Below are 26,790 nucleotides of genomic sequence, written 5' to 3' on the forward strand. Positions count from 1 at the left end.
ATTTCAATATATTCTGTTGCGGGATTGGGGTAGATGGAGAAACCAATTTGGGATAAATAAGGATTGTTTTCAACTGAGGTTAAGCTAAGACTTGCTTTAAAAATGCCACCCAGCCATGTACTGACAAAAATATCGTCTCCGATATTGGCTATGGACGTAACATTAAGATTAGTTAAACCTTGATTTATTTCTATCCAGTTATTGCCATTATCTTTGGAAAAGAATACTCCTCCTCCAAAAGTCCCTGCAAATAAATAATCATCAATTACCGTTAATGTATAAATTGTATCGTGAGTTAATCCAAAATTCTTTTCTTCCCAACTATCTCCATTGTCGGTGGATAAATATATACCATTACCTAATGTGCCTGTAAATACATTGTTTCCATCAATTGCTATGGACATAATTGCAGAATTGGCTAAGCCAAAATTTCTTTCTTGCCAACTATCACCACCGTCGGTGGATAGATATAAGCCATTACTCAAAGTACCTACAAATATATTTTGCTCATCAACTGCCATAGAAGTTACACAACCTTTGAACCCGGTGTTTTTTGGTTTCCAACTATTTCCATTGTCGGTGGATATGTGTATGCCGGCACAATATGCCCCAACATAAATATTATCATCTTTATTGGCTATAACATTAACTCGCGTATTTTCAAATGTTAAATAGTTCGCTTTTTTCCAACTATTTCCACTATTGGTAGATAGAAACAATCCATTTGTTGTACCGACATAAACATTTTCGTTGCTTGCCTTTACTGTGTGAACAGATTTATGTTTTAAACCTGAACTCTTTTCAACCCAACTATAGCCATTATCTATGGATCGGTAAATACCGCCTTGTCTATCAATGCCCGCATAAATTTTATTATCTGAAACAGCAATTGACCAGACTCTTGGTTTAAAAAAAGATTCATTCATATCAATCCAGCTATTGCCATTATCTGTAGATTGGTAAATGCCACCTTTGGCTGTAGAGATAAAGATATTTTCACCTTTGAATACAATAGAGTTTACCTTAGTAGTAAATAATCCGGTATTTTTTTCTAACCATCTATTGCCATTATCTGTAGATACGAAAAAACCATTTTCTGTACCGATATAGATATTATTTTCGTTTGTTGCTATTGCTCTAATTTGTGTATTTGTCAAACCTATGTTGTTTGCTTCCCAAGTATTTCCATTATCTGAAGAAACAAAAAAGCCTTCCTCTGTTCCCGCATAAATATCGGGCCCATTAATTGTTAATATTCTGATATCTGGATTTGAATTTCCAAAATTTTTATTTGTCCAATTAAAACCATTGTTAACTGAAATATTAAGCCCAGCTCCTGTTCCTATAAAAATGTTATTACCGTTAATAACCATCGAATTAATAACTGAGGGCGAACTATACTTAAACTGCCAGTTTTTGCCATTGTTATAGGAATAGTATACATCACCATCGTTAGTTGCGGCATAAATGTTTTGACCATTTACAGCCATTGTAGTAAAACTTGGAGAATCATAGTTCCTTGTCCAAGTATTACCATTATCGGTAGATTGACAAATCTTATAATCCATAATCGCATAAATAGTATCGCCAATCATCAACATAGATGTTGCTGTGCTAATGTTTAAGCCTGTATTTTGTTGATTCCAAGTAATGCCATTGTCAGTAGAAGAATAAAGACCCGAAATTTGAGTTCCGGCATACATTACATCTCCGTTAACAGCAATAAAGTTAAAATCTTCACCAACAAATAATCCATTATTTGATTCCTCCCAATAAGGATAAGCAATCGAGTATGCTAACATCATAATAACCAACATTATACTTCTCATAAAAGCTCCAAATATGATAACGAAATGTAGCCAATTGTAGGCTTAATTACTAAGAATCTAAAAAAAACAGTGTTAATACTACTTTACAAAGTTAAATAAAGTTATTGAGATTTCCCCAAAAAATAGTTTCGTCAGTTGTAACAAAGTTGGGATAATAAGCTCTCAAATTTTCCATTCATTTCATCCGGTGACTTGGAATCAACTTATGAATTATCTCTAACAAATGTGCCGCACTTGTGAACTGGGAGTCATCGGATGAATTAATCACATCTACGACGTCAATTTTCTTCCCCCACGAATAAATTCATGGGCTATTTTTTTCAACATATTTTAGGACTAAGAATACAAATCCCCCTGCTCGCAAGCTCGCTTAAGGGGGATTTCGTATTTTTACGCTATCAGCTCTAGTGCTTTATCTAATGCGGCGAGTAGGTCGTTCACATCTTCGATTCCGACGGAAATGCGAATCAGACCGTCATAAATGTGTGCTTGTTCGCGAGATTCTTTGCCCATACCTGCGTGAGTCATAGACGCCGGGTGTTGGATGAGTGATTCGACTCCGCCAAGGCTTACTGCGAGTTGGAAAATCTCGATATTATTCATAACTGTTATCCCTGCTTCGATACCACCATGCAATTCGGCGGCTATCATCGAGCCGGGTCCGGTCATTTGTTTCAACCCTATTTCATATTGTGGGTGCGATTTGAGACCGGGGAAATTGACCCATTTGACTTTTGGGTGATTTTCGAGGTATTCGGCTATTATAATAGCATTCTCGGCTTGTTGTTTGACTCTGATTGAAAGGGTTTTTAATCCGCGATGAACGAGGAATGAATTGAATGGGTCAATCACTCCGCCAATAAGATTGAGTGATTTGCGGAAAGGCTTGTACTCAGATTCATCTTTCAAAATTATAATTCCTGCGACGACATCAGCATGACCGTTCAGGTATTTTGTCATGCTATGAACAATATAATCCGCTCCAAAAAGTATCGGCTTTTGGTAAATGGGGCTCATGAATGTATTGTCCACAGCGAGTTTCGCACCTGCTTTGTGAGCAATTAAAGCTATGGCGGCAATATCAGCCATTACGACTGATGGATTGCCCGGTGTCTCGATAAAAATTAATTTTGTGTTTGATTGGACAGCCTTTTGAACGGCTTCAATATTGCAAGTATCAACAAATGTGGTTTCGACTCCAAATCTGGTAAAGAAATCATGTAATATGGTGTAGGTTGGTCCGTAAACGGCTTCACTACAAATTACATGGTCGCCATGGCTCAAAACGGTGGCAAATAAAGTGTGGATTGCAGCCATACCGCTGGCGCATCCAAGTGCTTTTGCTCCGCATTCCAGAGCGGCAACGGCATCTTCCATAGCTTCAATTGTGGGGTTGCGCATTCTGGTATAGATATAACCATCGGATTCGCCTTTGAAGAGCGATGCTCCGTGATTTACATCTTTGAATTTGAAAGTTGATGTTTGATAAATCGGTGTTACTACCGAACCTTCGGGGCTTTCTTTGGTTCCTGCGTGAACGCAAATTGTTTCTTGCTTGTAATTACGAATGTCTTTCATATTGTCTCCTTGAAATAAAAATGTCGGTTATTGTATAAATAACCGACACAAAATTAACTATAATTCACATGCAATAAAAACGTCGAGCAAAATTAATGCTCAAAACGAATTTATTCGATTACGTCAAGTAATTCAACTTCAAAAATCAAAACTTGATTCGGTCCGATTGATGGGTGAGCGTTTTCGCCATATGCCAAATCTGAAGGGATGACGAATTGCATTTTGCCACCGGTTTTCATAAGTTGCAGACCTTCAGTCCAACCTTTGATAACACCTGAAAGTGGAAATTCGATAGGTTCGCCTCTTTTGTAAGAACTGTCGAATTCTTCACCATTGATGAAAGTACCTTTGTAATGTACTTTAACTTTGTCGGTAGCTTTAGGTGATTTACCTGTTCCCGGAGTAATATCTTTATACTGCAAACCTGATGCTGTAACTTTTACGCCCGGTTTGTTTTTGTTTTGTTCAAGGAATTCTCTTCCTTTTTGAAGATTCACATTAGCCATTTGATTGGTCTCCTCTTGTTTTAAAGCTTCGCCTTGTTGGCGTCTTACGTTAATTTCAGCTACGAGTGCTTGCATCATTGCGTCAACTTTAGCTTGGTCCATTTCAATAGGACTTCCGTTGAGAGCATCTACAATGCCTTGCTTGAGGGCATCAATGTTTACTTTCACCGAATCCATTGCCAAGGAACCGCCCCATTGTGTCCCAATTATATAGGATATTGAATCCTGAGCATTTTTGAGCACAATTGGCTTAGTTTGGTCTTTTTTGTTTTGTGCTTCAGCACCGCATGATACTATTAAAAACAAGGCGATTGTTATCGAAAAAATCTTGTACATTTTGAAAGAACTCCAATAAATTTTTAAAAAAATATAAATTTCAAATTAATTTTACTAAAATAACGTCTTCACAGCAATCATTTACGATTCATTATTGTAAAAATTGGAAATTTATTGTTAAATTTGAAAATTGTATAAAGAATAAGAGAAATTAATGCCGCAAATAATTGAAGGAATTTTCGATGCAAAAGGCAAATCCTTTGCCATTGTAGTGTCACGTTGGAATCAGTTTGTGGTTTCAAAATTGCTTGATGGTGCTTTAGACGGGCTTCGTCGAAACCAAGCCGATGACGCAAAAATTACTATAGCATATTGTCCGGGTGCATTTGAGTTGCCACTGATTGTCCAGAAAATGGCGGAATCCAAAAAATATGATGCCGTAATTGCTCTTGGTGCTGTAATTCGTGGTTCAACACCACATTTCGATTATATAGCCTCCGAAGTAAGCAAAGGTATTGCTCGTGTATCACTTGAGACAGGTGTGCCGTGCATTTTGGGAGTTCTGACAACTGATACGATAGAACAAGCAATTGAAAGGTCGGGCGCTAAACAAGGCAACAAGGGTTTTGAATCTGCAGTCACGGCAATCGAAATGATTTCATTAATCAACGCTTTGTAAAGGAGATTGTATCGCAGTTGTTACCTTTTTGTTAAATTATATGTGGTAAAGCGATGAAGTTATTCTTTATATTCACGACTTGTTTCGTTCTAACTCTCACTACTGCTTTCTCTGTGGATTTTCGTATAGATAACTGGAAATCTCATACATCGCTATTGGATGTCATTACAGTTGCAGTTGACCATAAAGAAAGAATTTGGGCAGGGTCTTCGGGTGGAGCATTTATTTTTGACAAAAATGAGGGCTCATATCAAAAATTTGATAATATTAATGCTTTCCTAAGTAGTCAAATTACTATCATTAAAGCCCACAAAGAACGAGAAATTGTCATGCTCGGAACATTTGACGGCTACATTGAAATATTCACTCCCGATGAAAAATGGATTCATATCACCGATATATATAACCAACAATTTTCTAATTCAATTATCCATGATATTCATTTTGAGGGCGATAAAGCTTATATAGCCGGCGGGTTCGGATTGGCTGTGTTTGACCTAAATAATTATGTCTTTCTTGAGACAATTAAGCGTTATGGTGAATTTCCGAACCAAACTCCAACGAATAAGATTTTAATCGAAAATAATACAATTTGGCTTGCTACTGATGTAGGAGTAGCCAAAGCGAAACTTGATGACCAATTAGCAAATCCTGCAGTATGGACAAATTATGACTCACAAGATGGGCTTTATGATAAGAAAATTCTAAATCTAACTTCAGTCGAAAACACTATCTATGCAATGTCCGAAAAAGCTGTTAAAAAGTTCAAAGATGATTTCTTTGAAGAGTTTATCGAATCCCCGGATGAACTGACAAGCATAAATGAATTTGATAACAAATTTGCATATACAAATCAATTTGATATACGGATTGGTAGTAATATGATAAATATTAATCATCCGGCGCTAATTCGAGGATTTGAAATTGCTAAAAATTATTCCGAAGAACCTTATTTTGTTTTTTATTACCGCGACGCCGGAATTGGAATTTACCAAAATGATACTTTAATTCATTATAAGCCTAACACCCCAATAACCAATAGTTTCAGAAGTTTGAGCGTTGACGAAGACGGTGTTTTATGGTTAGCCACAATGCCAGGTGCTTCTTCAAGAGGATTCGCAAGCTACGATGGTGAAAATTGGCATAATTTCACATCTCCTGTTTATCCGGTCCTGAAAACTAACGAATATCACAAAATTACTGCTACAAGTGGGAAAGTATTTGTCAGCAATTATGGTAGAGGTATTTTTATTTTTGATAAGAATGATACAGTAAGCAATGGTACTCTTTACAACAGGAGCAATTCGGCTTTAGTAGGTTTGGCTACATCACCTGATTTTATTGTTGTTGGTGAAAGCGAAGTTGACAAAAACGGATGGGTTTGGATGGCTTGTTTAGGTACTGTTTCACCGGGACCTTCATTAGTAGCGATAACTCCCGAAGGTATTTCACACGGCTTCATAAACAAACAAAGCCCTAACTCAAGACAATTCATGACTCTTGGCATAGATTTTTACGGTACTAAGTGGGTTGGCGGCGCTCCGGTTCATGGTTTGGGATTGTTGTATTATAATGATAATGGCACACCTGATGATTTTACTGATGATGTAAGTGAAATGCTGACAGCGTCTCAAATACCTAATTTGTTGGAGAATACACATAACTCCATAACCGTGGATAAATTAGGTACTGTTTGGATTGGAACTGCCAAAGGTGTTTCAGTAATCATAAATCCTTCTGCAGTGTTAAATAACAGAAACAATCTTATTGTCAGGTCACTATCCAGATTGTTAGGCGAGATTAATGTGAACGATATTGTGGTGGATGCTCAGAATAATAAATGGATTGCGACAAGTGATGGTGTGTGGGTGGTAGATTCCGACGGAGCAGCAGTTATTGCATATATTAACACCACCAATTCACCTTTGCCTACAAATGAAGTCTTTGCATTAGGATATGATGGCAAATTTGGTAAAATGTTTTTCAGTACAAGATCTGGAGTTTACGAAGCGACCACTCTTTCAGTCACTCCTGCTCAAAATTACGAAATTGCTTGCTATCCGCAACCATTCGACCCAAGTATTGACGCTGAATTAGTTATTGACGGGCTTGTAGAATATTCGGAACTGAAAATCCTTACTTCGGATGGTTTATTCGTAAGGCGAATTGTCACAGGAAGCAAAAAGACTGTATGGGACGGCAAAGATGAGAATGGCAATTTAGTCAATAGCGGAATATTTTTAGTAGTAGCTACCTCGCTAACGACTAAAGAAACATCAGTCCAGAAAATTGCAGTAGTCCGTAAAAACTAATTGCCCGAGTTTAGAAATCAAGTCTAAGGTGGAAAGCAAAGGCAAATCTTTTAGCAGGATTATTTATATCAAAAACTTCACCTTGGAAATATAAAGATACACTCTTAATTTCGCCTTCTTCGACGATTCGTTTGCTTACGCCGAACATTCCGTTGATTTGGTTTGCTTCGTAGTTATAATTGACTAAACCTGTTGTTGTAAAAGTAAGTTTGAAGTTACCACCCATTTTTTTTAGTTCGGCAATCGGCATTGGCTGGTCGCTTATGATAAACATTTCCGGTATTTTGATGTAAGCATATCTGATAATTCCGGGAAATCCCTTGTTTTTTACTACTTGCAAGTCATGATTTGTAGTGACTGACATAATCAAATCTAATTTTGGAGTCAAGTAATTATAATCTAAGGTTGAATTGTAGCTGAATTCGTCAAAGTCCGAAGTCAATTCACGCAAATCGCCACCTTGCCCGTGCCGTTGGAATATTTGCAAATAACGATTATGAGACGTAACTATAGGCTGTTTTACATAGGTAGTATCATAAAGAGTATCACGCTTTGTAACGATTTCGCGAATAACTACTTTTTTGAAATTAATCATAGTTGTATCAATACTGATAGTATCTCCGGAAACCATTTCCTTGATGTAATCAGTACCGTTGACCCCGAGAGAATCTTCGCACGAAAATAGTCCCAAAGTCAATAATGCTGCGATAAGTACAATATAAATTTGATTCATTTCAATTTTTCCTTAGAATTTAAATCCAAATCCGATTTGCAAACCGGTTTTACCGGAATCAAACCAATTCCCACCATGTTTAAATCTCAAGTGGTTATATCCATAAGCGACTACGAATTTTGAAGTATTATCCGTTGAAAATTCGAGACCTATCATTCCCCTAAAAACAGGTCCCACTGTCGAATAAGCACCATTTACTTGAGCAAAAGGAGCGAAATAACCAATTTTCGCAAAGTCCGGGTGGTAGCGAAAAAATACACCATAAGTTTCGATGTTTGGATTTTGGTTATATGTGTATAATACGCCGTCTTCAACGCCGCTAAAAGTTTGGTAGAAATTTTCTCTATGCCAATCAACACCAACTTTCAAATCATCAAACAATGAATATGTACCGGAAATACCAACGTTTGCCATGTCATATTTTGCAGGGTCAATTTTGACACCTTCGCCATGATTGTAAATCGAGCCACGGAATTCAATAGCGAAATTTTCGTTTCCTTCATTGCCGATAAAAGCAGTTTCAATCATCGGATTTCTTATATCATTTGTACCGTACGGGCTTCTGAGCAAATTCAAAGGAGCTTCTTCTCCCCTATATTGTACGACAGGAGATGATAAATTTGCTCTGCTCAATGCGACTTCCGATGGTGAAGACACGTCGTTGGCGGCATCATTATTTAGCAATTCGTGATTCTGATTTTCATTAGCTTTCGTATCATCTTTCGTAACGTAAATATATTTGTAAACCACTTTTGGTTCAGCCACCGATTTATCAACTGCAAGTGGCTCTGAAGCTTGATTGACATTTGACTTTGCTACTTCCGCTTCGGAAGTCATTGTTGGTATCGCATTTTGATTGATATTATTGATAGATGAATTATTGCTTGTTTGATTGTTGCCATATTTGGCAGCTAAAGCACCATCAAAAGTACCAAAATTATAGAGCATAAAGATAACAACTGCAGTAGCTACAGCCGTTGCCATGCCAGTCAACAATAAAGGTGAAATGCTGCTAAATTTAGCGGCAACTACCGAGAAAAAGCCCGGACTTGGTATAGGAGCTATTCCCGGAGGAGGAGTCAGACCAATCGTATTGAAAATATTCATAGTCGATTGGGCTTTAGGCGTATAAGCAACAACATCGGATTTGACTGCACTTTTAATCGCCATCTGACTTTTGAGTTCTGCCCGCAATTCTTCATTAGCTGTAAGCATTTGGAATAGCTCAAGCTCTTTTTCAGGCGGTAAAACTCCTTCGATGTAATCGTATATTATTTGTTCTTGTTCCATTTTCGGACCATTTATTATATTATTTCATACTAATGTCTTTCAAATAAGGGTTAAGTATAGATTTAATCTTTTGCTTAGCCCTAAAAACTCTTGATTTTGCATTTCCGAGAGATATGCCCGTCACTTCGGCAATCTCCTCGTAGCTCAAACCGCTATATTCTCTCAACACAAAGGCTTCCCGATAGTCGTCCTCGAGCAAATCCAGCGAGCGTGTAATCAAATCTAACAGTTCCTTTTGTTCGTAATTTGTACCTGTGCTGACGTAGTAATCCACTTCGTCAATGTCAATAGTGTTTTTTTTATCTCGTTTTGCATTCAAACACAAATTGCGAGCGATTTTCATCAAAAAGCCCGGTATATTTGTATTTTCAATGTCCGGTTGTACCTTTTGGTAAAATTTGATGAAGGTATCTTGGAAAATGTCATCCGCTTTGTCCTCATCGCCGGTCACTCTGACACAGTAAGCATGAACAATCGAAGAATATCTGTCGTAAAGCACGCGAAAAGCTTCCGATGCGTCGGCTTTGTTGCCACTTAGCATCGAAACGAGTTCCACATCTGACAGACTTCTAAAGTTCTTCGCCATTTTCCGCTCAAATTTACAATCAGTTATAAATACACTTAACTTATAATTTAGTTGCAAAATATTGTAACTTTTTTGTATTACTGAACATTTATAAGTTTAAATATTGTCAAAACAGTTTTTTTATTTTTTGATTGGATTTTGTGCCATGACCCGTTTTTTTTCAGTATTTTAGTTTTTGCTTATTTTAAGAAATAATATCAATTGGAATCATAATCGATGAAATCACATTACCAAGCTTTACTATTCGCAATATTCACAATGATTTTTATGTTTGGCGGCAATTCCGACCTGAAGGCACAAAAAAAACCCTACAACGTAGTTGCCGGAGAGGAAGAAAAACGAAAGAAAGAAGAATTAGAGCAGTTTGAAGAGGAGAAAGTAGGTCTAAAAATCTTGCTGCAATACAACTCCTCCAACTCATCATCATTTTATGATGGCGAAGGTGATAATTTGACACACTATGCAGATACAAATGTAGTCGCCGGTAAATCGACAGCTTATGGATTCAACGACGTGACCCACAACATCGAGCTTTTCGCGGGCTATGAAGTTTACAAAAATTTGACTTTCGGTATTAGATTGCCATTCTCGCTGATTTACTACGATGAAAACTATATCAACTTTTCAAGCACAGGCAGCGTAACTAATAAAGTACTACGGTATGAAGACCACATAAGCCAATTAGATTTCATAGGTCTCGGAGCGAACTACGTATATACTTACAAATCCTTTTTTTCGGATTTCAATCTCAATGTCGCAATACCGACCGCTGCAGAGCCTATCTTTGGCGATTCGACGAGTTTCTCCAGATATTTCCCATTCGAAATCGCACCCCAAATCACTTCCGGAATCATAGGTGAGAAATATGCAATTCTGACAGAACTCGGCTATCGAATAAGAGGTGGCGAATACTCCGATATGTTGATTGCGAATCTGAATTTTATGCTGACATCGGTACCCGATACCGAAATGAGGGCATTCATCCAATCCGCTTACTCATTCGACACGATTGAAGAGACTGCAATACTTGACGCTCGTCACAATCCATATAAAGAAATTTACATGAGAGTCGGGTTTGCATTCAAAATTTTGGTGGAAAAGACATTTCATGCCGAATTTATTTATCGAGTGACACTATTCGGTATTAATACCCGAAAAACCGCCGGATACTCAATTGTTTTGGGGCTTCACCTTTAGGTAAGTAACCATAAATCATATCATTACCAAGATACCTGCAATTATAAAACTAAGATTTCGTTTATATAATTTGAAATAATTCACATTATTTAAACTTATTTGGATATTTTCAATATTTTAATAAGAAAGATTTTACTTGATTTAGGTTATGTTTCACAATAGGAGTACAACTCCGAATGCCTTTAATATCTTTTATACGGAAGCAGATGTATATTTTTGCAGCTCCTGCATTGATAACAATCATCTTGCTTTCGATACACATTTTAGTGAGTGCGAAAGAGCCAAATCGGGAAACCCTCCGTTCCAAGATTGTGGCTATCGCTGATACGACTCAAGTTGACGTTGCAGAACTTGACGTAGCATCAGACTTCCTGCTTACTGTAAATGGAACAGCGTCCTATTACGGGAAATATTTCCACAACAGACGCACTGCGAGTGGCGAAAAATACAATATGTACGAATATACAGCTGCTCATAGAAAACTCCCATTCGGGACAATCTTGAAAGTTACTAATGTTATAAACGGACTTTCGACACTTGTCAGAATCAACGACCGCGGACCTTATGTAGGCAAAAGAGTCATTGACCTTTCCTACAAATCGGCACAAGCCATTAATGGTCTCGGTTTGCCCAAAGTTTCATTTGAAGGATTCATCCCGGGGAAAATTGACATTCCTGATGACGGAAAATACTTCTTTGCGTATTCATTGACTGAGAATCCTGTATGTTTGCCCTCTGATAAAGTTGAAATCATAAATCAATTTGACGGATTCCACACTACAGTGACAGAATACAAAGCTCTTTTAGCTACGGGAGCGGACAGTACAGAGTTGTTCATCTTGGTAGATGCTGACGAATATACCGAAAAGCAAGCTGCCAGAGACAACGACACCTATTTTATAGGCAAACTTTCGATACCGAAGCAACGTAAAATACCTTTCATGATGGCAGAAAAAGTGTATCCATAATTTTTGCTATTTCATGAACAAAATTTTTAGAGGCTGATGAATTTCAGCCTCTTTTTTTTATATATTTGCATATCATTTATTGAGGACAAATTCAAGTATTAAAAATTTATAACATTTATAAAAATGAAGTCAATCTTACACCTGATATTGATATGTTTGATATTGACGCCGCTATCTGCTCAAAGGATGCCGGACAGATTTGTGGTGTTCAATCCCCTATTCAACGTTGCTGATAATCTGCCGGACGACAGTACTGCATATATCCATTCTTTCGGGGGATTTGCTGAATTTGCATCCTATGCCATTAAGCGAGACTTTGAGCATGCTTGGAATCAGAAGCTTGGCACATTTGTTGAATTTTTCCGTACCGGTAGTTCGTCAAGTCTGGCTTTTGTAGGTCATATCGAGTTTGTCGCAAATTCGGACAATGACATTGGTTTCAAACCCAGGTCAATTTTCTGGGAAGAAGGATTTGTTTATACCCGCAAAACCGGTGATAATTTCTGGCAGTTGGGCTATATGCACCGCTGCAAACACGATATTGATAACTATCTGTATGGCAAAGAGCGTGCATTGATTTTCGGTAGCCTTCAGGGCAAATTTTTGATGCCTTTCGATGTTTTAGAAGAACAAGAAAATGCGCTGTTTGCTCTACGTGGTGAATTATACACTATCAGACAGGACTACCGCTACCCTAATAGCTGGATGCCGGTCAATTCCAATTGGAAACAACTTATCGGTTCGCTTGGTTTCAACTTTAATTTTACAAAAAAACTTAGCAGCCACTATTGGAATTATTACTTTAGCTCATATTCAATGATAAATTTTTACAGCAAAAATGAAGAATTTCTCGACCGTTTCAGCAGTTTTCAGAAAGCTGACATAAATGTCGGGATTGCAACAGGGATAGCGATTAGAGGCAAAGCGGAATTCAGAATAGGATTGACTTATGACTATCTGTCGGACACGGGAATCAACCCATATCCTGAAAAAGCACATTTGGTAAAATTAGGAGTATTCATACTCAATCACACTTCCTATCGTTAAGAAAAAATCTGGTTCGGCACAGCAACTATTCATGTCGTTAAACGTTTTAATATTATCGCTTTGGCATAATGCTACAGCGACTTTCGTTCAAATTTCATTCTCCTTTGATATTATGCCAATTATTGTATAAGTTTGCATATCATTTTTACCGAGGAATTTTAATGGCATTATTGAAATTACATAGCAGCCCTACATTGGTAATTTACTCCGCAAACACAGCTACGGAGCTTGAATTACCTTTGCTCCCCTTTACTTTTAGTGCAGGTTTCCCATCGCCGGCTTTAGATTTTGTGGACTTAAACATTGACCTGAACAAGCATTTAATCGAACATCCGGCTGCGACTTTCTACGGCAGAGTGCAAGGCGAATCTATGCGGGGTGCAGGTATAAATAATGGCGACCTATTAGTCATAGACAAAAGCATCGAACCCGCCGATGGAAAAATCGCAGTTTGCTACATTGACGGTGAATTTACATTGAAACGTATCAAAATTGACAAAAGCGGAATTTGGCTAATGCCCGAAAACGATACATACAAACCCATCAAAGTCGAGGAGCATCACAACCTTGAAGTTTGGGGCGTCGTAACATTTATCATCAAAAAGCCACTGTAATGTTTGCTCTCATTGACTGCAATAATTTTTATGCTTCCTGCGAGCGTGTTTTCCGCCCCGACCTCGTGGGCAAGCCTGTTGTGGTACTTTCCAACAACGACGGCTGTGTGATTGCGCGCAGTAACGAAGCTAAGGCAGTCGGTATTCCAATGGGTGCACCACTTTTTGAATATGAAGAACTGCTCAACAAGCACAATGTGCAAGTCTTCTCGGCAAATTTTGCTTTATATGGCGACATGAGCCAACGCGTAATGAGTATTTTGGAGCAATACAGCCCCGAGATGGAAATTTACAGCATTGACGAGGCTTTCTTGAAGTTCGATGGATTGGAGCATCTCAATTTGCAGAGCTATTCTAAAGAAATGCGAATCAAAGTGCAAAAATGGACAGGAATCCCCATAAGCGTAGGTGTAGCACCCACTAAAGCACTTGCAAAAGTGGCAAATCGAATCGCCAAAAAATTCCCGAAAGAAACCGAAGGTGCCTACATCATAGATACCGATGAAAAGCGAATCAAGGCACTTAAATGGTTAAAAATCGAAGACGTCTGGGGAATTGGACGCCAACACAGCAAAAGACTAATCTCAGTTGGGGTAATTACGGCATACGACTTTGTGCAACTTGACGATGCTTGGGTAAAAAAGCAGATGGCAATTGTAGGCTTGCGTCTGAAGCACGATTTGCAGGGCATTCCCACATTAGGCTTAGATGCAGTGCAATCCAAGAAAAGCATCGCAACTACGCGTTCATTTGAAGCAAATTACACCAAGTTGGAACAACTGCAAGAACGCATTTCGACATTTGCCGTATCGTGTGCCGAGAAGTTGCGCCATCAAAAGTCTTGTTGCAATTCGCTCATGGTGTTTGTGCATACCAACGGACACCGCAAGGACTTGCCACAATACAGCCGAAACATAGTTATTAAATTGCCCTTCGCAACCAATTCAAGCATCGAATTAAGTAGATTTGCACTATTTGCTTTATCGAAAATATTCAAAGATGGCTACCACTACAAAAAAGCCGGCGTAATCGTGCAAGATTTCACACCCGAAGACAGCCCACAAATCCACCTGTTTGAAAATCGCGACGAAAGACATATTCCGCTAATGAAAGCTGTGGATGCACTCAACAAAAGCTACGGGCAGCAAAAAATTCGCTTGGCAACTCAAGACCAAAAACGCGTATGGAAAATGAAACAAGAAAAGCTCTCACCACGATACACAACCAAACTTTCCGACATCATTAAAATTCATTGCTGATATGTGCTTCCATTCCCAACAATCGAAATCGGCTCAAGAGCTAAAACACCGTTTCAAAGCAAAATTTGAGGACGAAGAGGAATTCCGTCCCGAAGTTTACAATGGTTTCCGATTCCCCAAAACACCCGTAATCACAAGAAGCGATGTTGGCAATATCCAACTATTCTCATGGGGATTAATTCCGCATTGGGCAAAAGACGACAGCATAAGAAAGAGCACGCTGAATGCCAGAATTGAAACCATACACGAGAAGCCATCCTTCAGATACGTAGTCCATAACCGTTGTTTGGTGCTTGCCGATGGCTTTTTTGAATGGAAATGGTTAGACGAAGCCGGCAAGAAAAAGCAGAAATACCTCATCACCATGCCGGACAATGACGCCTTTGCCTTTGCAGGACTATATAGCCACTGGACCGACCGCAACACAGGCGAAATCATAAGCACCTACACAATTCTCACCACCGAAGCAATCGGATTAATGCGAGAAATTCATAATTCCAAAAAACGTATGCCCGTAATCTTAGACCGCTCAAACGAGCAACTATGGCTAACAGGACAAACAGACACACTTCACGAAATTGAATTAATGGCAATGGAGGTGTGAGAGCATCTTAGCCCCCGCTAAAATATTTTGTTAGTTTGCATAATTTTTAGTATTTTGGACATTATACATTTAGGAAATTATGATTATGAGAACTATCCGCCTGAAAATATGTGCATTTTTATTGCTTTGTTTCAGCATTGTCAATGCAAACGCAATTAGTCCTGTTTTCAAATGGGCTAAATCTTTTGGCGGCTATGATAATGATTATTTCACAAGTTTCGCTATTGATAAGGCAGATAATGTTTATCTGACCGGTAATTTCATGCTTACCATGGAATTTGGCGACCGGATTGGCGTTCTTTTGACTGCACTAACTGGGGCGATTGCATCATCTACAGCCGTAACTATGAGTTTGGCAAATATGGCAAAAAAACACGCGTAAGCAATATTTATATGTCGTGCGTATTAATTGCATCTGTCATTATGTTTATTCGGGTTATGATTGAGGTAACCGTTGTAAATATAAATCTGATTCAAACTCTATGGCCCCCGGTATTGAGTTTGATCATATTTATACTGTTGGGAATATTTTGGTTGTGGAAGTCGGTCCGAGAAAAAGAAGATAAAGAGAAACCGCCACTGAAGCTTAAGAACCCTTTTCAAATAAAAACAGCCATACTATTTGCTGTATTGCTGGGTGGAGTACTTTTGGTGGCTGAAACCATGAAGGTATGGTTTGGAGATGAAGGGATTTATATTTTATCTGTTGTTTCGGGTTTGATGGATGTCGATGCCATAACGCTTTCGCTCTCAAAAATGGCAACTGAAGAGTTAACAGAACAAGTTGCTGTAACTGGAATTGTACTTGCAGCAGTGACAAATACAATCATTAAAGGGCTTATGTTTGCTTTTATTACCAATGTTAAGGTATCTGTAAAATTAATTCTTGTAATGGTTGGAAGCGGCGTGGCAGGTATTCTTGTTGTTTTATTTATGTGATAATTTAACATATATGAGGGCTTTAACGCAATCAGCGCACAATCAATTTTCTTCTTACCTGCTGCTGGCACTGGAATTTTTGATAGCAGCGGCTATCACTATAACTGTTATAAACCTAACATTTGAGGAGATTACCATTTGGGCAAGCCTACTGGTTATCGGAATGGTAATCAGCTACTTTCTGGGAAAATAATTTGCAAAGCTCAATAAAAATGGTTATTTTACGTGTAACGTATTAACTGAATATTTATTAACCACTAATTTTTAAAACGATGAGCACAAAAGAAAAAGTAAAAAAGCAGATTGATGAAATGGACGACCAAATTGGTGTTTGGGAAGCCAAAATTGAAAGCGCTAAAGCTGAAACCAAAGCTGAATACAAAGAGAAAATGGCTGCTTTGAAAGCCAAAAGAAATGAAGTGAAGACTAAGTATGACGAGCTGGCCGATGCCACAGAAGAAAAATGGGAAGAAGCCAAAGATGTTTTTTCTTCGGCTTCGGAATCTTTCAAAGAAAAGTTTAACAAGCTTAAATCCATGTTTAATTAAACGTGAATAGTTGATTTTGCAGGCTACACGTATAGCCTGCAAATATCAGTTTTAAAATTGACTAAAATTAAAAAAAGAGTTAGCCGAAAATCTTTAATTTAAGAGTAGGTACAAAATTAAACAAAACAAAAAAAGGAGAACAACAAAATGGGGAAAATTAGAATTTTAGCAATCATTTTTGCAGTGGCATTAATGGCTTCTTGTGCATCAACTATAAAGTTCCCAATATCACAAGTAACCCCCGCAGCTGACATAACTGCGAAGATAAAGCAGGATAATAACAACAATTACATTATTGAAATAACTGCACTTAATTTATCTGCTGCAAGTAGGTTAAATCCGCCAAAAAACAATTATAGTGTTTGGGTATTAGTTGGAAATGGTGAAACTAAGAATGTTGGTCAATTAAATCATGAAAATGCTGAAAAAGCATTTCTGAAAACAGTGACTCCATTTGAGGTGAAAGAAATTTTTATAACTGCAGAAGAACAAGGGAACCTTGCATATCCTGCAGGTGTAGAAATTTCTCGTATTACGATTAACGATAAGTAGTCTATGTGATTATTAAAAATTATAGTATTACTTTTTCTTTATTTGGGCAGTTATTATTTCGGAAGGTCAAAATATGGAATTGGTTAAGCTAAGTTTCTTTAACTGACATATAGAAATTCCACTATCGCTTGATATCACAATTTTGTATATTCCGGATGCTATTTCAGGCGGAATGGGCTTTCGGTGATTAAAATACTTTCACTTGAAGATACAGATAAGTAAAATATTTAATAAAATTTAAAGAGATATTTATGAGTGCAGATGAAAAAATCAGTAACAAATTTGTGGCTTTCTTGAAAAACAATATAATTTCAAGCTTTTTAGCAATAATACTTGTAGCTGTTGTAATTTGGTTTTCCGTTAAAATCAGCATTAACGAGAGTAATTTTGAAAATGAAAAGTCACAACTGATAGCTGTATATGAAAGCAAAATTGATAGTTTGCAAATCAAACATCTTGAATTTGCTACAGAAGTTTTCTCTTGGTCTGTAAGAAGTGAATTATTAAGAAATAACACAGAAAATCTAAGTCAACTTCTAACAGTCTTTGTTAAAGAATCCGGAGCAGACTTGGTTCAATTAATAAATCCTGAGGATAAAATGGTTTTATTATCATCTGATAAAAAGTTTGAGGGTAATACATACTCAGGGAATTTGGATTTTGAATCAGATAATTTAATCGTTTCAAAAGAAGGTGGTGATGTAAAAATCATTACATCCGTGATGGGTTTTAATAACAAAATTGGGGTTCTAATTGTAGAATTGAAGAAGAAGTAGCTCCAAACCACAACTTTTATCCAAGATGAGACTGCTCTATGTGGCCGTTCCATCTATGATTAAATGCTCTTCGAAAGAACTTTCGGAGAGCTTTTTTTTGGATAATTTGGATTCAACCGAATCATATACTGTGTTTATGCAATCATTCATTGAGATGATATAAGTAAATTAGTTTTGCATAGTTTAATAAAGCATTCATAAGGTAATTGAAAAAGTAAAAAAGATATTTTATGAAACATAAAGATGATTAGGCAAAGAGCATTGGAAGGCTTTAGGTAAAGAAGAAATCTTTAGTGAGTTAAAAACTTCTTATACGGGCTTAAATCAGGAAGAAGCCAATGAAAGGATTCAGTTTTACGGCGAGAACAAACTCACCTTAGGCAAACACATTACACTGTTGCAGATAATCATGCACCAGTTATTGAACCCATTTATTTTCATTCTCGTTGCTGTTGCTTTGGCGTCAGTAGCCACTGGACCGACCGCAACACAGGCGAAATCATCAGCACCTACACAATTCTCACCACGGAAGCAATCGGATTGATGCGCGAAATTCATAATTCCAAAAAACGTATGCCCGTAATCTTAGACCGCGCAAACGAACAATTATGGCTATCCGGACAAACAGACACACTTCACGAAATAGAATTGATAGCAATTGAAGTTTGAGAGCATCTTAGCCCACGCTAAAATATTTTGTTAGTTTGCATAATTTTTTGTACTTTGGTAATGAATACATTTAGGAAATTATGATTATGAGAACTACCCGCCTGAAAATATGTGCATTTTTATTGCTTTGTTTCAGCATTGTCAATGCAAACGCAATTAGTCCTGTTTTCAAATGGGCTAAATCTTTTGGCGGCTATGATAATGATTATTTCACAAGTTTTGCTATTGATGATGCAGATAATGTTTATCTGACCGGTATTTACATGCTTACCATGGAATTTGGCGCCGGCAATGAATCATTCGATTTGACTTCAAATGGAAAATTTGATTTTTTTGTTGCAAAATTGGACAAAGACGGCAATTTGTTATGGACGAAAAGTTATGGTGGCATATTTAACGAGTATTCCCATAAAATTCTACTTGATAATGAAGGCAATGTCTATATTATTGGCACTTTCAACGATGATGTCAATTTCGGTACTGATGAGAATCCACATGAGTTAAATTCAAGTTTTGGGCAAAATATTTTCATATTGAAGTTAGACCCTGATGGTAATTTTATTTGGGTTAAACAACTCGCCGGACAAGCCGACAAACATATTTTCAGCGTCACATACGATGATGCGTACAATCTTATTATGACAGGAACATTTAACGGCGAATTTGATTTCGACCCGGGACCTGACGAGTATATTGTCAAGTCTGAAAAATCATACAATAACTTTGTAGCTAAATGGAACCAAGATTTTGAAGTTCAATGGGTAAAGCAATTGGAATTAGATTTTACTTCAAATAATACAATTGCTACAGATTCAAAAAATAATATTTATCTAAGCGGTGTTTTCAAAGGTAAAGTTGATTTCGACCCGAATTTAGAAACATTCTATCTTGAATCAGGTAGTATGTACAACACGTATCTGCTTAAGTTGGATGCTTCGGGCGATTTTGAATATGCCAAGAGCCTCTATTCCGAAGATTTGAACTCTTCTTTCGATATGGTTATTGATTCGGACGATAATTTGCTATTAGCGGGATATTTTGATGGGAGTACTGACTTTGACCCGGGTGATAATGAACTCCTAAAAAGCTCTAGGGGGCAAAGGGATATTTTTGTCAGCAAATTAACTTCCGGTGGCGAACTGATTTGGGTACAGACTTGGGGTGGAGCGGGCAATGAATTCGCACAAGTTATTACCACTGATGAGTTCGATAATATCTATGTAGCAGGAGTATTCAATAATTCACTAAGTTTTGAAGCTACCGGGAGACACGACCTAAATACCGTAATGGGTGGAAATTCTATGTTCAACTTAGTAATGTATTCGAATGGCAACATAATGTGGACATCATATGTCGAGAGCACCAATTCAATTTTACCACGGGGAATATTGATTGATTCGGAGTGGAATATCGTCACAGCCGGGTATTATCAAGGGAAAACGGATTTCGATCCGGGCGAAAATAAATTTGAACTTGAACCATTATTATTTACAGATGTCTTTGTGCAAAAGGTCTCGCAAACCACTCTCAGTGTTTTGGAAAGCAATTTTGGATTTGATATTGGCATTTTCCCCAACCCAATGACAGATTTCGTTACGCTTGAATTTGAAAACGTTTTCGAGTCTTGCGAAGTTAAAATCATCACTTTGACCGGAGAAGAAGTATTTTCAGGCGATTATTATCACTCCAAATCAATCATCATGAATCTTGACGTTCCGCCTGGATTTTATCTAATGATATTGGAATCCGACAACAAAAAAGCCGTCCTAAAACTGATGAAGAATTAGGAGGCTGTGATAGCTACAAAATTGATTTCGAATTATCTAAACAATTCGGGAGATTCAAAAATTATCTTACGAAGACATCTTCAAATATTCGGTTCTAATATAAATTAAACGGGGTTTGTTTTTTGAACAAAGCCCCGTTTTCATTTTACTCACCAAATAACTTATCGAATATCAAACTCAACCTTAATGTCCTTCCGGGTTCAAATACTCTGTTGCCGCTTGAGAAAGGATTTCGTGCAAAAGACAAATATCGTGAGTACCTATGGTCGAGCAAATTGTCAATATCTAATCTAATCCAAAAACTATTTAGATTGAACATCAAACCCACTCCAAACGAATTCCATGCTTCAGTAGGAATTTCATTCAAAGTATTGTCAACTCTGAATTGCACATTCTCATACTTATGAGAGATCCAAGTCTTGACGCCATAGAATTCAGGGAATGTTATTTTGTTTGCAATACTTAGCGGTACAATCTCGGATAATGAAGTTTTGGAACTCAAATTTTCGCCATAGACATAGGATAATGAAGATTCGAAAAATTGATATTTAACAGCTAAATTTACTCCTGCTATTAAGGCATCAATATTATCGAAAGTCTGGTATGGTTTATCTCCTATCATTGTCGAATTAATGTAAACGTAGTTATTGATATGATTATAAAATCCTTCTAATCTGAAATAATCGCTATCGAAAATACTTCTAATTCCAAATTTTACAGGTTGTGCTAATGTTGGATTACCAGACCAGTTAGGGCTTTTCATTAATCTTCTTACGCTAATAAATAATTGCTCGGCTTCCGGTGACTCGAGAGCGGCTTCAGCATTAGCTGCAAACCGAATATCTTGACTAATGTCGGTGGAATACATGACGTTGAGTCCACCAGTCATGAATATTCGATTGTCCTTTGCATCAGGGTATAAAGTTGAATAAAAATCCATGACATCTTTATTGCCAATCGAGAAATATACTGATGATAAACGACCTGATATCTTTATAGAATTGATATCATAATCGTAATTGACTCCTGCATAAATCTGATTGATATCAGGCAGCATATTATTACGTAATTCCAACGGCATCTCACCTTGCATAGATGATATACGGTTATCAGCATCCCAATTTCTGAACGTGAATTCATAGAATTTTCCAATCAAACCAATAGTAGTATTCTTTGCTTCAGACGACATGAACATAGGAGAATTGCGAAAGGTATTATCCATCAAATGGTCAGTATGATTATAGTAAAGTTTATGCTCTTTGAATGAAAAAAAGCCACTGAGCACCTTGCTGCTAATTTCGTCCATTTGCAAGTATGGAAAGGATAAATCGTTCAAACTATTATACGAAACACCGTAATAGAAATCACGAGACTCGCCTCGAAAACTGAGGGATAGGTTATTGTATGTGAAATTATCCTTGTAATTGTATAAATCCTTGAATGAGTTCCCGTTTCCATCAACATAAGGATTCCCGCCGGAATATCTGATTATCAGCCCTTGCTTGTAAGCACTAATAGAGGCACTGGCGTCAACGTCTTGTTGAGCCATGGTATTGCCTGATAAATAAGCTCCCAACCTAAAGTTTTCGTCATAACTTTTACGGTGGTAATCAATTTTGCCATATAAACCTGCGCCTTGTTGACTGCTCGATTTTGTAATTTCTACTGACTCCATTTCAAGCGGGTTGATACGGCTTGCAGGTGAATCCATTCTATTCGGACAGGCTGTATGATATTGTTCGCCATCAATTGTTACTTTGATATCTCCACGACGAAATCCGTCGGAATAAATATCTTGAGTAAAGTTCATGCCTCGACGGATTAGAAAATTGCCGTTCCGTGTTAAAAAATCACTATTATAATCCGTACCATATATCGTGGTTTCACCGGTCGGAATATTTTTATATGCTGTTACTTCCAACGGTTCTGATTGGAATTTCTTTAATGAATCTAAGCCAAATGTATATGTAAATGAACAACATTGAAATATAAAAATTAAGAATAAATATCTTTTCATGATATGTCCTATAATGAATGAAAAAAGTTAAAAATAATTTGTGTATGTATTTAACTAATTTCGGGTGGAGGACTTTCGGGAGAATAGATGGTTTGGCATAAAGGATAAATATTTTCAACATGCTCTAATTTACTCATGACAAGCAACTGAATATGTTGAAAATCATCTTTGATTAAGTGGATTGCTAAGCTATGTTCAGGAAAAACCGGAGCAATATCATCAAATTGATTTTCGGTTTCCTGCTCCATAAATTTTTCTTGTTGGCAGCAACCTTGGCATGTATTGATTTCATTATCACGTTCGATACAAAGCTGCTCTATAATAAAATCATGATTAAGCTGAAATGTTATATAAAATACAAAGTAGTGGTTGGTTCCGCTTAAGTAAGCGAAAACCAGTGTTATACTCAGTAATATTTTTGCTGTGCTTTTGACCATAATTCAAATCTAACTAAAAAGTCTGATTTAGTTGATTACTTGAATCATAAACTTGATTAATTTTTACAAAATTATGCAAAAAATCTTGAAAAAAATCGCACAAGCTTGAATTAAATTGTGAGAGGTCAAAGCAATGAGCATAAATGCTTCATTGTAATTTATTCAAACCGGCAAAAGCTACATTTGTAGAGAATCGTAGCAATCATATAAAGCAATTTGCAGGTGAAATTTCCAAGCAAATAAAGTGAAAGATTAAAGATCTGTAGTTAGCGTCAAAATTTCCCTAAAAGCTGTCCTGAATATTATGAAGAATTAGGAGGCTGGGCACATCTGTATGATTAATTCATCCGATGACTCCAAGCTTTCAGGTGTAGCAATTTTGTTATAGATAATTCATCTGTTGAATCCAAGTCATCGGATGAATAGCAAAAACCACGCAAGTGTAGTTATCCCGCTTCTCCCCTACTTCACATTGCCGCTTATCATGTCGAACATGTATTTGTTATCGGCGATTACATCGGTCAACATATGCTTGACAACGTCGCCGATAGAAACTAATCCGACGAGAACTTTGTTGTGCATTATAGGAATATGTCGAATTCTGTTGTTTGTCATGATAGTTTCTAAGTATTCAATGGGGTCGTCGGCATCAGCGTATATGATTTTTCGCGTCATGATGTCGCTTACTTTGATATCAGAAAACGTGTCGAAATTGCTGCCAATTGCTCGGATTATATCACGCTCACTAATTATACCGGTCAATTTGCCTTCTTCATTTATTACTAGCAAAACGCCAATATTGTTTTTAGTAAGTGTTTCAATTGCCTCAGGCAATGTACGATTGGCACCGATAGTGATAACTTCGGGACCTTTAATTTTAAGAATATCTTTAGCTTTCATGTTTCCCACCATAAATAATATTGTGAATACAAATTGTTGAACGAATTATTTATTGTGATAGTGTATCATAATATTGTTTATTTTGTGATTTTTTTACTTTATAGTGATTTTTAATGTGAATTATTGATTAATATATATTAATTTTGTATAAATGAAACAGAGCAAAGAGTTTTTCGTATTTATGAAGTGTGCAAACAGACAAATGAGATAAAGAATTTGAACAAATATTCAGGGAATATATGGGCATCATAAATATTAACTCTATAAAGAAGACATTCGGGGACTATACAGCCGTTGACGGCGTTAGTTTCGATGTCGCTCAGGGTACGATTTTCGGCTTGTTGGGACCCAACGGAGCCGGGAAAACTACCACTATCAGAATGATTACCAATATAATCATTCCGGATGAGGGCAAAATTACAATTGACGGCTTGAACAATGGTTACGATACTCAATCGCTAATCGGATATTTACCGGAAGAGCGCGGGCTTTACAAGAAATTGAAAGTTATTGAGCAACTCAAGTATTTCGCTCAACTGAAGGGAGTCAATGCGAAAGATGCCGAACATACAGCTATGGAATGGCTTGTGAAATTAGGCGCCGGAGGTTGGGAAAATAAAAAAATCCAAGAGCTATCCAAGGGTATGCAACAAAAAGTACAATTCATTGCGACGATTTTGCATGACCCAAAAATTCTGATTCTTGATGAACCGTTTTCAGGATTTGACCCGATTAATACCGAGATGCTCAAATCAATAATTCTCGATATGAAATCACGCGGGAAAACGATAATACTTTCAACGCATGTGATGAGCCAAGTAGAGCAACTTTGCGATGATATTGTAATCATCAACAAGGGCAAAATCATTGTGGATGGCAAGGTTAGTGAAATCAAAGCCCGCTATGGCGAAGACACTGTAATAATCGAATTTGACGGCGATTCTTCCGTTATAAATGATATTCCTGATATTAGAATCACCGATAGGTCAAATCATAGAGTTGAATTCAGATTAGGCGCCAATTCTCCCAAAGCATCTGAGATTTTGAAAGACCTCGTGAATAAAATTGACATTATTAGATTCGAGAAAGTTCAACCAAGTTTACATGAGATATTCATAACGGAAGTAGCAAAACAAAAGTTAGGTACAAAGGAGGCAACAAATGAAAACTAAAAGCAAAATAGGCACAATTATTAAGCACGAGTATTTGTCCAAAATCAAGTCAAAAGGCTTTATTATAGGTACAATATTGGCTCCGGTTGCCATAATTGTAATATATGGAATTATAATTTTGGTTGCTGTTATGTCTGCCGACCAAACTACCAAAAAACTAGCAATCGTTGATTACACCGAAAGAATCGGCGCTATGCTCGTAGAGCGTGACACATCGAAGTTTTTCTTGACCGATTTGACCGAAGCTGAATTAAACGAAAAAGTGTTATCCGGCGAAATTGACGGATACTTGGTTATGCCCAAGGATTTTGCGGAAAAAGGGGCAGCTACTGTTTATACAAGTGGTGGCGGTGGTTTGGGTTTTGTGACTTTGATTGAACGAAATACCAAAGACATCATAGTCAATTTGAGATTGGACGAAATCGGGGCTGACGCAAGCGTCAAAGCACTTGTCAATCGCGGAATATCGCTATCAACGATGAAAGTAACCCAAGAAGGTACAAAAGACGATTATTCGCAGGTATTTGCGATTATGGGCTACGTAATGGGATTTGTGATATACGGTTTGATGTTTACTTACGGTGCCTTTGTAATGCGTGGTGTAATCGAAGAAAAAGCCAACAGAATCGTGGAAGTTCTGGCTTCGTCGGTAAAACCCTTTGAAATAATGATGGGCAAAGTCATAGGTATCGGGGCGGTCGGGCTTACTCAAGTATTGTTTTGGATAGTGCTGATGGGTGTTTTTGTTGCATTCGGTGGTTCGATTGCAGCCGGATTTATGGGCACACCTGATATGGCAACAGCGGGTGCTGAAATGCAAGAGCAAAACGCTATGATTGAGATGTTGAACAATATTTCGATTTCACCATGGCTGATTGTTGCATTTTTGTTTTATTTCCTTGCGGGATATTTCATTTATTCCACATTGTTTGCGGCGGTGGGTTCGGCAGTTGACCAAGAGTCGGACGCAGCACAATTACAAATACCTGTAACATTGCCGATAATAATTCCGATTATGTTCATTGCAAATGTGATGTCCAATCCGGATGGAACATTGGCGGTAGTGTTGTCGCTGATACCATTCTTCACACCTATTTTGATGATAGCACGAATTGCGGCTACAAGCGTACCAATTTGGCAGATAGCACTTTCGGTCGTTTTGTTGGCAGCTACATTTTTCGCTTGTCTTTACTTTGCAGCGAAAATTTATCGAGTGGGAATCCTTATGTATGGCAAAAAGCCAACATTCAAGGATATGGTAAAGTGGTTTAAATTAGCAAAATAATTTTTTATTTTTTTCTAAAATACAAAGCATCGGACTCAAATTGAATCCGATGTTTTTTATTGTTTTGAACATGATTAAAAGTTTACAAGATAGTAGGTCAATCATCCCTGATTGACATTCAAGACAACTAAATTGACATTCTAAACGACAATATTGACAAAGTAGGGACACGGCGCGCCGTGTCTCTACAAAATAGCTGTCATTCTGAGCGAAGCGAAGAATCAAGCTTT

Annotated in this window: 24 protein-coding genes and 2 pseudogenes; 17 read left to right on the forward strand and 9 right to left on the reverse strand. The window is 37.3% G+C overall.

Features of this window, described 5'->3' with window-relative positions; genetic code table 11:
- From M9949_12630 to M9949_12640, 3 genes are all read right to left on the reverse strand, one after another.
- Positions 1–1,829, reverse strand: a 1,829-nt coding sequence (locus M9949_12630; protein MCO5252246.1) for a YCF48-related protein, incomplete at its 3' end; no start/stop codon positions are given.
- Between the two features lie 390 nt (positions 1,830–2,219).
- Positions 2,220–3,407 (reverse strand): aminotransferase class I/II-fold pyridoxal phosphate-dependent enzyme, encoded by a 1,188-nt coding sequence (locus M9949_12635; GenBank protein ID MCO5252247.1) that lies wholly within the window; start codon positions 3,405–3,407, stop codon positions 2,220–2,222.
- A 110-nt stretch (positions 3,408–3,517) separates the two neighbouring features.
- Positions 3,518–4,249, reverse strand: coding sequence for an FKBP-type peptidyl-prolyl cis-trans isomerase (locus M9949_12640; protein ID MCO5252248.1), 732 nt, complete (start codon positions 4,247–4,249; stop codon positions 3,518–3,520).
- Positions 4,250–4,403: 154 nt separating this feature from the next.
- On the opposite strand from M9949_12640, the gene ribE reads away from it, so the two are divergent.
- Together ribE and M9949_12650 are read left to right on the forward strand one after the other, a co-directional pair.
- Complete coding sequence (gene ribE / locus M9949_12645) at positions 4,404–4,868, forward strand: 6,7-dimethyl-8-ribityllumazine synthase (GenBank protein MCO5252249.1); 465 nt, start codon at positions 4,404–4,406, stop codon at positions 4,866–4,868.
- A 53-nt stretch (positions 4,869–4,921) separates the two neighbouring features.
- Complete coding sequence (locus M9949_12650) at positions 4,922–7,180, forward strand: hypothetical protein (protein ID MCO5252250.1); 2,259 nt, start codon at positions 4,922–4,924, stop codon at positions 7,178–7,180.
- A 10-nt stretch (positions 7,181–7,190) separates the two neighbouring features.
- Here M9949_12650 and M9949_12655 read toward each other — a convergent pair whose 3' ends face one another.
- The 3 genes from M9949_12655 to M9949_12665 are packed head-to-tail and all read right to left on the reverse strand — an operon-like array spanning position 7,191 to position 9,789.
- On the reverse strand, positions 7,191–7,913 hold the full coding sequence (locus M9949_12655; protein ID MCO5252251.1) for a hypothetical protein: 723 nt from the start codon (positions 7,911–7,913) through the stop codon (positions 7,191–7,193).
- Positions 7,914–7,925: 12 nt separating this feature from the next.
- Positions 7,926–9,203 carry a hypothetical protein gene (locus M9949_12660; protein ID MCO5252252.1) on the reverse strand — a complete coding sequence of 426 codons (1,278 nt, stop codon included), beginning with the start codon at positions 9,201–9,203 and terminating at the stop codon, positions 7,926–7,928.
- A 19-nt stretch (positions 9,204–9,222) separates the two neighbouring features.
- Positions 9,223–9,789: an RNA polymerase sigma factor gene (locus M9949_12665; protein MCO5252253.1), complete on the reverse strand. Its 567-nt coding sequence runs from the start codon at positions 9,787–9,789 to the stop codon at positions 9,223–9,225.
- A gap of 216 nt (positions 9,790–10,005) precedes the next feature.
- Here M9949_12665 and M9949_12670 point away from each other — a divergent pair, with 216 nt between their 5' ends.
- The 13 genes and pseudogenes from M9949_12670 to M9949_12730 all read left to right on the forward strand — a co-directional run bounded on the left by M9949_12670 (position 10,006) and on the right by M9949_12730 (position 20,749).
- The gene (locus M9949_12670; protein ID MCO5252254.1) at positions 10,006–10,986 is read left to right on the forward strand and encodes a hypothetical protein; all 981 of its coding nucleotides are present in this window, start codon (positions 10,006–10,008) and stop codon (positions 10,984–10,986) included.
- Between the two features lie 176 nt (positions 10,987–11,162).
- Complete coding sequence (locus M9949_12675) at positions 11,163–11,954, forward strand: septal ring lytic transglycosylase RlpA family protein (protein MCO5252255.1); 792 nt, start codon at positions 11,163–11,165, stop codon at positions 11,952–11,954.
- 123 nt (positions 11,955–12,077) lie between these two features.
- A complete protein-coding gene (locus M9949_12680) occupies positions 12,078–13,001 on the forward strand; it encodes a hypothetical protein (protein ID MCO5252256.1) in 924 nt (307 codons plus the stop codon).
- A 161-nt stretch (positions 13,002–13,162) separates the two neighbouring features.
- Entirely contained in the window at positions 13,163–13,615 is a 453-nt protein-coding gene (umuD, locus tag M9949_12685; GenBank protein ID MCO5252257.1) for a translesion error-prone DNA polymerase V autoproteolytic subunit, read from the forward strand.
- Positions 13,615–14,874: a Y-family DNA polymerase gene (locus M9949_12690; GenBank protein MCO5252258.1), complete on the forward strand. Its 1,260-nt coding sequence runs from the start codon at positions 13,615–13,617 to the stop codon at positions 14,872–14,874. The genes umuD and M9949_12690 overlap by 1 nt, the downstream gene beginning before the upstream one ends.
- 1 nt (position 14,875) lies before the next feature.
- Positions 14,876–15,478 (forward strand): SOS response-associated peptidase, encoded by a 603-nt coding sequence (locus tag M9949_12695; GenBank protein ID MCO5252259.1) that lies wholly within the window; start codon positions 14,876–14,878, stop codon positions 15,476–15,478.
- Positions 15,479–15,749: 271 nt separating this feature from the next.
- Positions 15,750–16,417, forward strand: a pseudogene (locus tag M9949_12700) (DUF4010 domain-containing protein).
- 272 nt (positions 16,418–16,689) lie between these two features.
- On the forward strand, positions 16,690–16,965 hold the full coding sequence (locus tag M9949_12705) for a hypothetical protein (protein MCO5252260.1): 276 nt from the start codon (positions 16,690–16,692) through the stop codon (positions 16,963–16,965).
- A gap of 147 nt (positions 16,966–17,112) precedes the next feature.
- Positions 17,113–17,517, forward strand: coding sequence for a hypothetical protein (locus M9949_12710; protein MCO5252261.1), 405 nt, complete (start codon positions 17,113–17,115; stop codon positions 17,515–17,517).
- 251 nt (positions 17,518–17,768) lie between these two features.
- Complete coding sequence (locus M9949_12715; protein MCO5252262.1) at positions 17,769–18,293, forward strand: hypothetical protein; 525 nt, start codon at positions 17,769–17,771, stop codon at positions 18,291–18,293.
- Between the two features lie 286 nt (positions 18,294–18,579).
- Positions 18,580–18,699: pseudogene (locus M9949_12720) on the forward strand (cation-transporting P-type ATPase).
- 95 nt (positions 18,700–18,794) lie between these two features.
- Entirely contained in the window at positions 18,795–18,962 is a 168-nt protein-coding gene (locus M9949_12725; protein MCO5252263.1) for an SOS response-associated peptidase, read from the forward strand.
- Positions 18,963–19,048: 86 nt separating this feature from the next.
- Entirely contained in the window at positions 19,049–20,749 is a 1,701-nt protein-coding gene (locus M9949_12730) for a T9SS type A sorting domain-containing protein (protein MCO5252264.1), read from the forward strand.
- A gap of 145 nt (positions 20,750–20,894) precedes the next feature.
- On the opposite strand, the gene M9949_12735 is transcribed toward M9949_12730, so the two are convergent.
- From M9949_12735 to M9949_12745, 3 genes are all read right to left on the reverse strand, one after another.
- Positions 20,895–22,766 carry a hypothetical protein gene (locus tag M9949_12735; GenBank protein ID MCO5252265.1) on the reverse strand — a complete coding sequence of 624 codons (1,872 nt, stop codon included), beginning with the start codon at positions 22,764–22,766 and terminating at the stop codon, positions 20,895–20,897.
- 50 nt (positions 22,767–22,816) lie between these two features.
- Positions 22,817–23,203 (reverse strand): hypothetical protein, encoded by a 387-nt coding sequence (locus M9949_12740; GenBank protein MCO5252266.1) that lies wholly within the window; start codon positions 23,201–23,203, stop codon positions 22,817–22,819.
- A gap of 462 nt (positions 23,204–23,665) precedes the next feature.
- Complete coding sequence (locus M9949_12745; protein ID MCO5252267.1) at positions 23,666–24,103, reverse strand: CBS domain-containing protein; 438 nt, start codon at positions 24,101–24,103, stop codon at positions 23,666–23,668.
- Positions 24,104–24,342: 239 nt separating this feature from the next.
- On the opposite strand from M9949_12745, the gene M9949_12750 reads away from it, so the two are divergent.
- Both M9949_12750 and M9949_12755 read left to right on the forward strand, forming a co-directional pair.
- Positions 24,343–25,275 carry an ATP-binding cassette domain-containing protein gene (locus M9949_12750; GenBank protein ID MCO5252268.1) on the forward strand — a complete coding sequence of 311 codons (933 nt, stop codon included), beginning with the start codon at positions 24,343–24,345 and terminating at the stop codon, positions 25,273–25,275.
- Positions 25,265–26,560: an ABC transporter permease gene (locus tag M9949_12755; GenBank protein MCO5252269.1), complete on the forward strand. Its 1,296-nt coding sequence runs from the start codon at positions 25,265–25,267 to the stop codon at positions 26,558–26,560. Before M9949_12750 ends, M9949_12755 begins: the two co-directional genes overlap by 11 nt.
- The last annotated feature ends 230 nt before the right edge of the window (positions 26,561–26,790 follow it).

This window comes from Candidatus Kapaibacterium sp. (assembly GCA_023957315.1).
Lineage (GTDB): Bacteria > Bacteroidota > Ignavibacteria > Kapaibacteriales > UBA2268 > PGYU01.

Excerpts from the sequence above, each read along its gene's own strand:
- M9949_12635 (MCO5252247.1), bottom strand. The coding sequence starts at position 3,407 with ATGAAAGACATTCGTAATTACAAGCAAGAAACAATTTGCGTTCACGCA.
- M9949_12640 (MCO5252248.1), bottom strand. The coding sequence starts at position 4,249 with ATGTACAAGATTTTTTCGATAACAATCGCCTTGTTTTTAATAGTATCA.
- ribE (MCO5252249.1), top strand. The coding sequence starts at position 4,404 with ATGCCGCAAATAATTGAAGGAATTTTCGATGCAAAAGGCAAATCCTTT.
- M9949_12650 (MCO5252250.1), top strand. The coding sequence starts at position 4,922 with ATGAAGTTATTCTTTATATTCACGACTTGTTTCGTTCTAACTCTCACT.
- M9949_12655 (MCO5252251.1), bottom strand. The coding sequence starts at position 7,913 with ATGAATCAAATTTATATTGTACTTATCGCAGCATTATTGACTTTGGGA.
- M9949_12660 (MCO5252252.1), bottom strand. The coding sequence starts at position 9,203 with ATGGAACAAGAACAAATAATATACGATTACATCGAAGGAGTTTTACCG.
- M9949_12665 (MCO5252253.1), bottom strand. The coding sequence starts at position 9,789 with ATGGCGAAGAACTTTAGAAGTCTGTCAGATGTGGAACTCGTTTCGATG.
- M9949_12670 (MCO5252254.1), top strand. The coding sequence starts at position 10,006 with ATGAAATCACATTACCAAGCTTTACTATTCGCAATATTCACAATGATT.
- M9949_12675 (MCO5252255.1), top strand. The coding sequence starts at position 11,163 with ATGCCTTTAATATCTTTTATACGGAAGCAGATGTATATTTTTGCAGCT.
- M9949_12680 (MCO5252256.1), top strand. The coding sequence starts at position 12,078 with ATGAAGTCAATCTTACACCTGATATTGATATGTTTGATATTGACGCCG.
- umuD (MCO5252257.1), top strand. The coding sequence starts at position 13,163 with ATGGCATTATTGAAATTACATAGCAGCCCTACATTGGTAATTTACTCC.
- M9949_12690 (MCO5252258.1), top strand. The coding sequence starts at position 13,615 with ATGTTTGCTCTCATTGACTGCAATAATTTTTATGCTTCCTGCGAGCGT.
- M9949_12695 (MCO5252259.1), top strand. The coding sequence starts at position 14,876 with ATGTGCTTCCATTCCCAACAATCGAAATCGGCTCAAGAGCTAAAACAC.
- M9949_12705 (MCO5252260.1), top strand. The coding sequence starts at position 16,690 with ATGAGCACAAAAGAAAAAGTAAAAAAGCAGATTGATGAAATGGACGAC.
- M9949_12710 (MCO5252261.1), top strand. The coding sequence starts at position 17,113 with ATGGGGAAAATTAGAATTTTAGCAATCATTTTTGCAGTGGCATTAATG.
- M9949_12715 (MCO5252262.1), top strand. The coding sequence starts at position 17,769 with ATGAGTGCAGATGAAAAAATCAGTAACAAATTTGTGGCTTTCTTGAAA.
- M9949_12730 (MCO5252264.1), top strand. The coding sequence starts at position 19,049 with ATGAGAACTACCCGCCTGAAAATATGTGCATTTTTATTGCTTTGTTTC.
- M9949_12735 (MCO5252265.1), bottom strand. The coding sequence starts at position 22,766 with ATGAAAAGATATTTATTCTTAATTTTTATATTTCAATGTTGTTCATTT.
- M9949_12740 (MCO5252266.1), bottom strand. The coding sequence starts at position 23,203 with ATGGTCAAAAGCACAGCAAAAATATTACTGAGTATAACACTGGTTTTC.
- M9949_12745 (MCO5252267.1), bottom strand. The coding sequence starts at position 24,103 with ATGAAAGCTAAAGATATTCTTAAAATTAAAGGTCCCGAAGTTATCACT.
- M9949_12750 (MCO5252268.1), top strand. The coding sequence starts at position 24,343 with ATGGGCATCATAAATATTAACTCTATAAAGAAGACATTCGGGGACTAT.
- M9949_12755 (MCO5252269.1), top strand. The coding sequence starts at position 25,265 with ATGAAAACTAAAAGCAAAATAGGCACAATTATTAAGCACGAGTATTTG.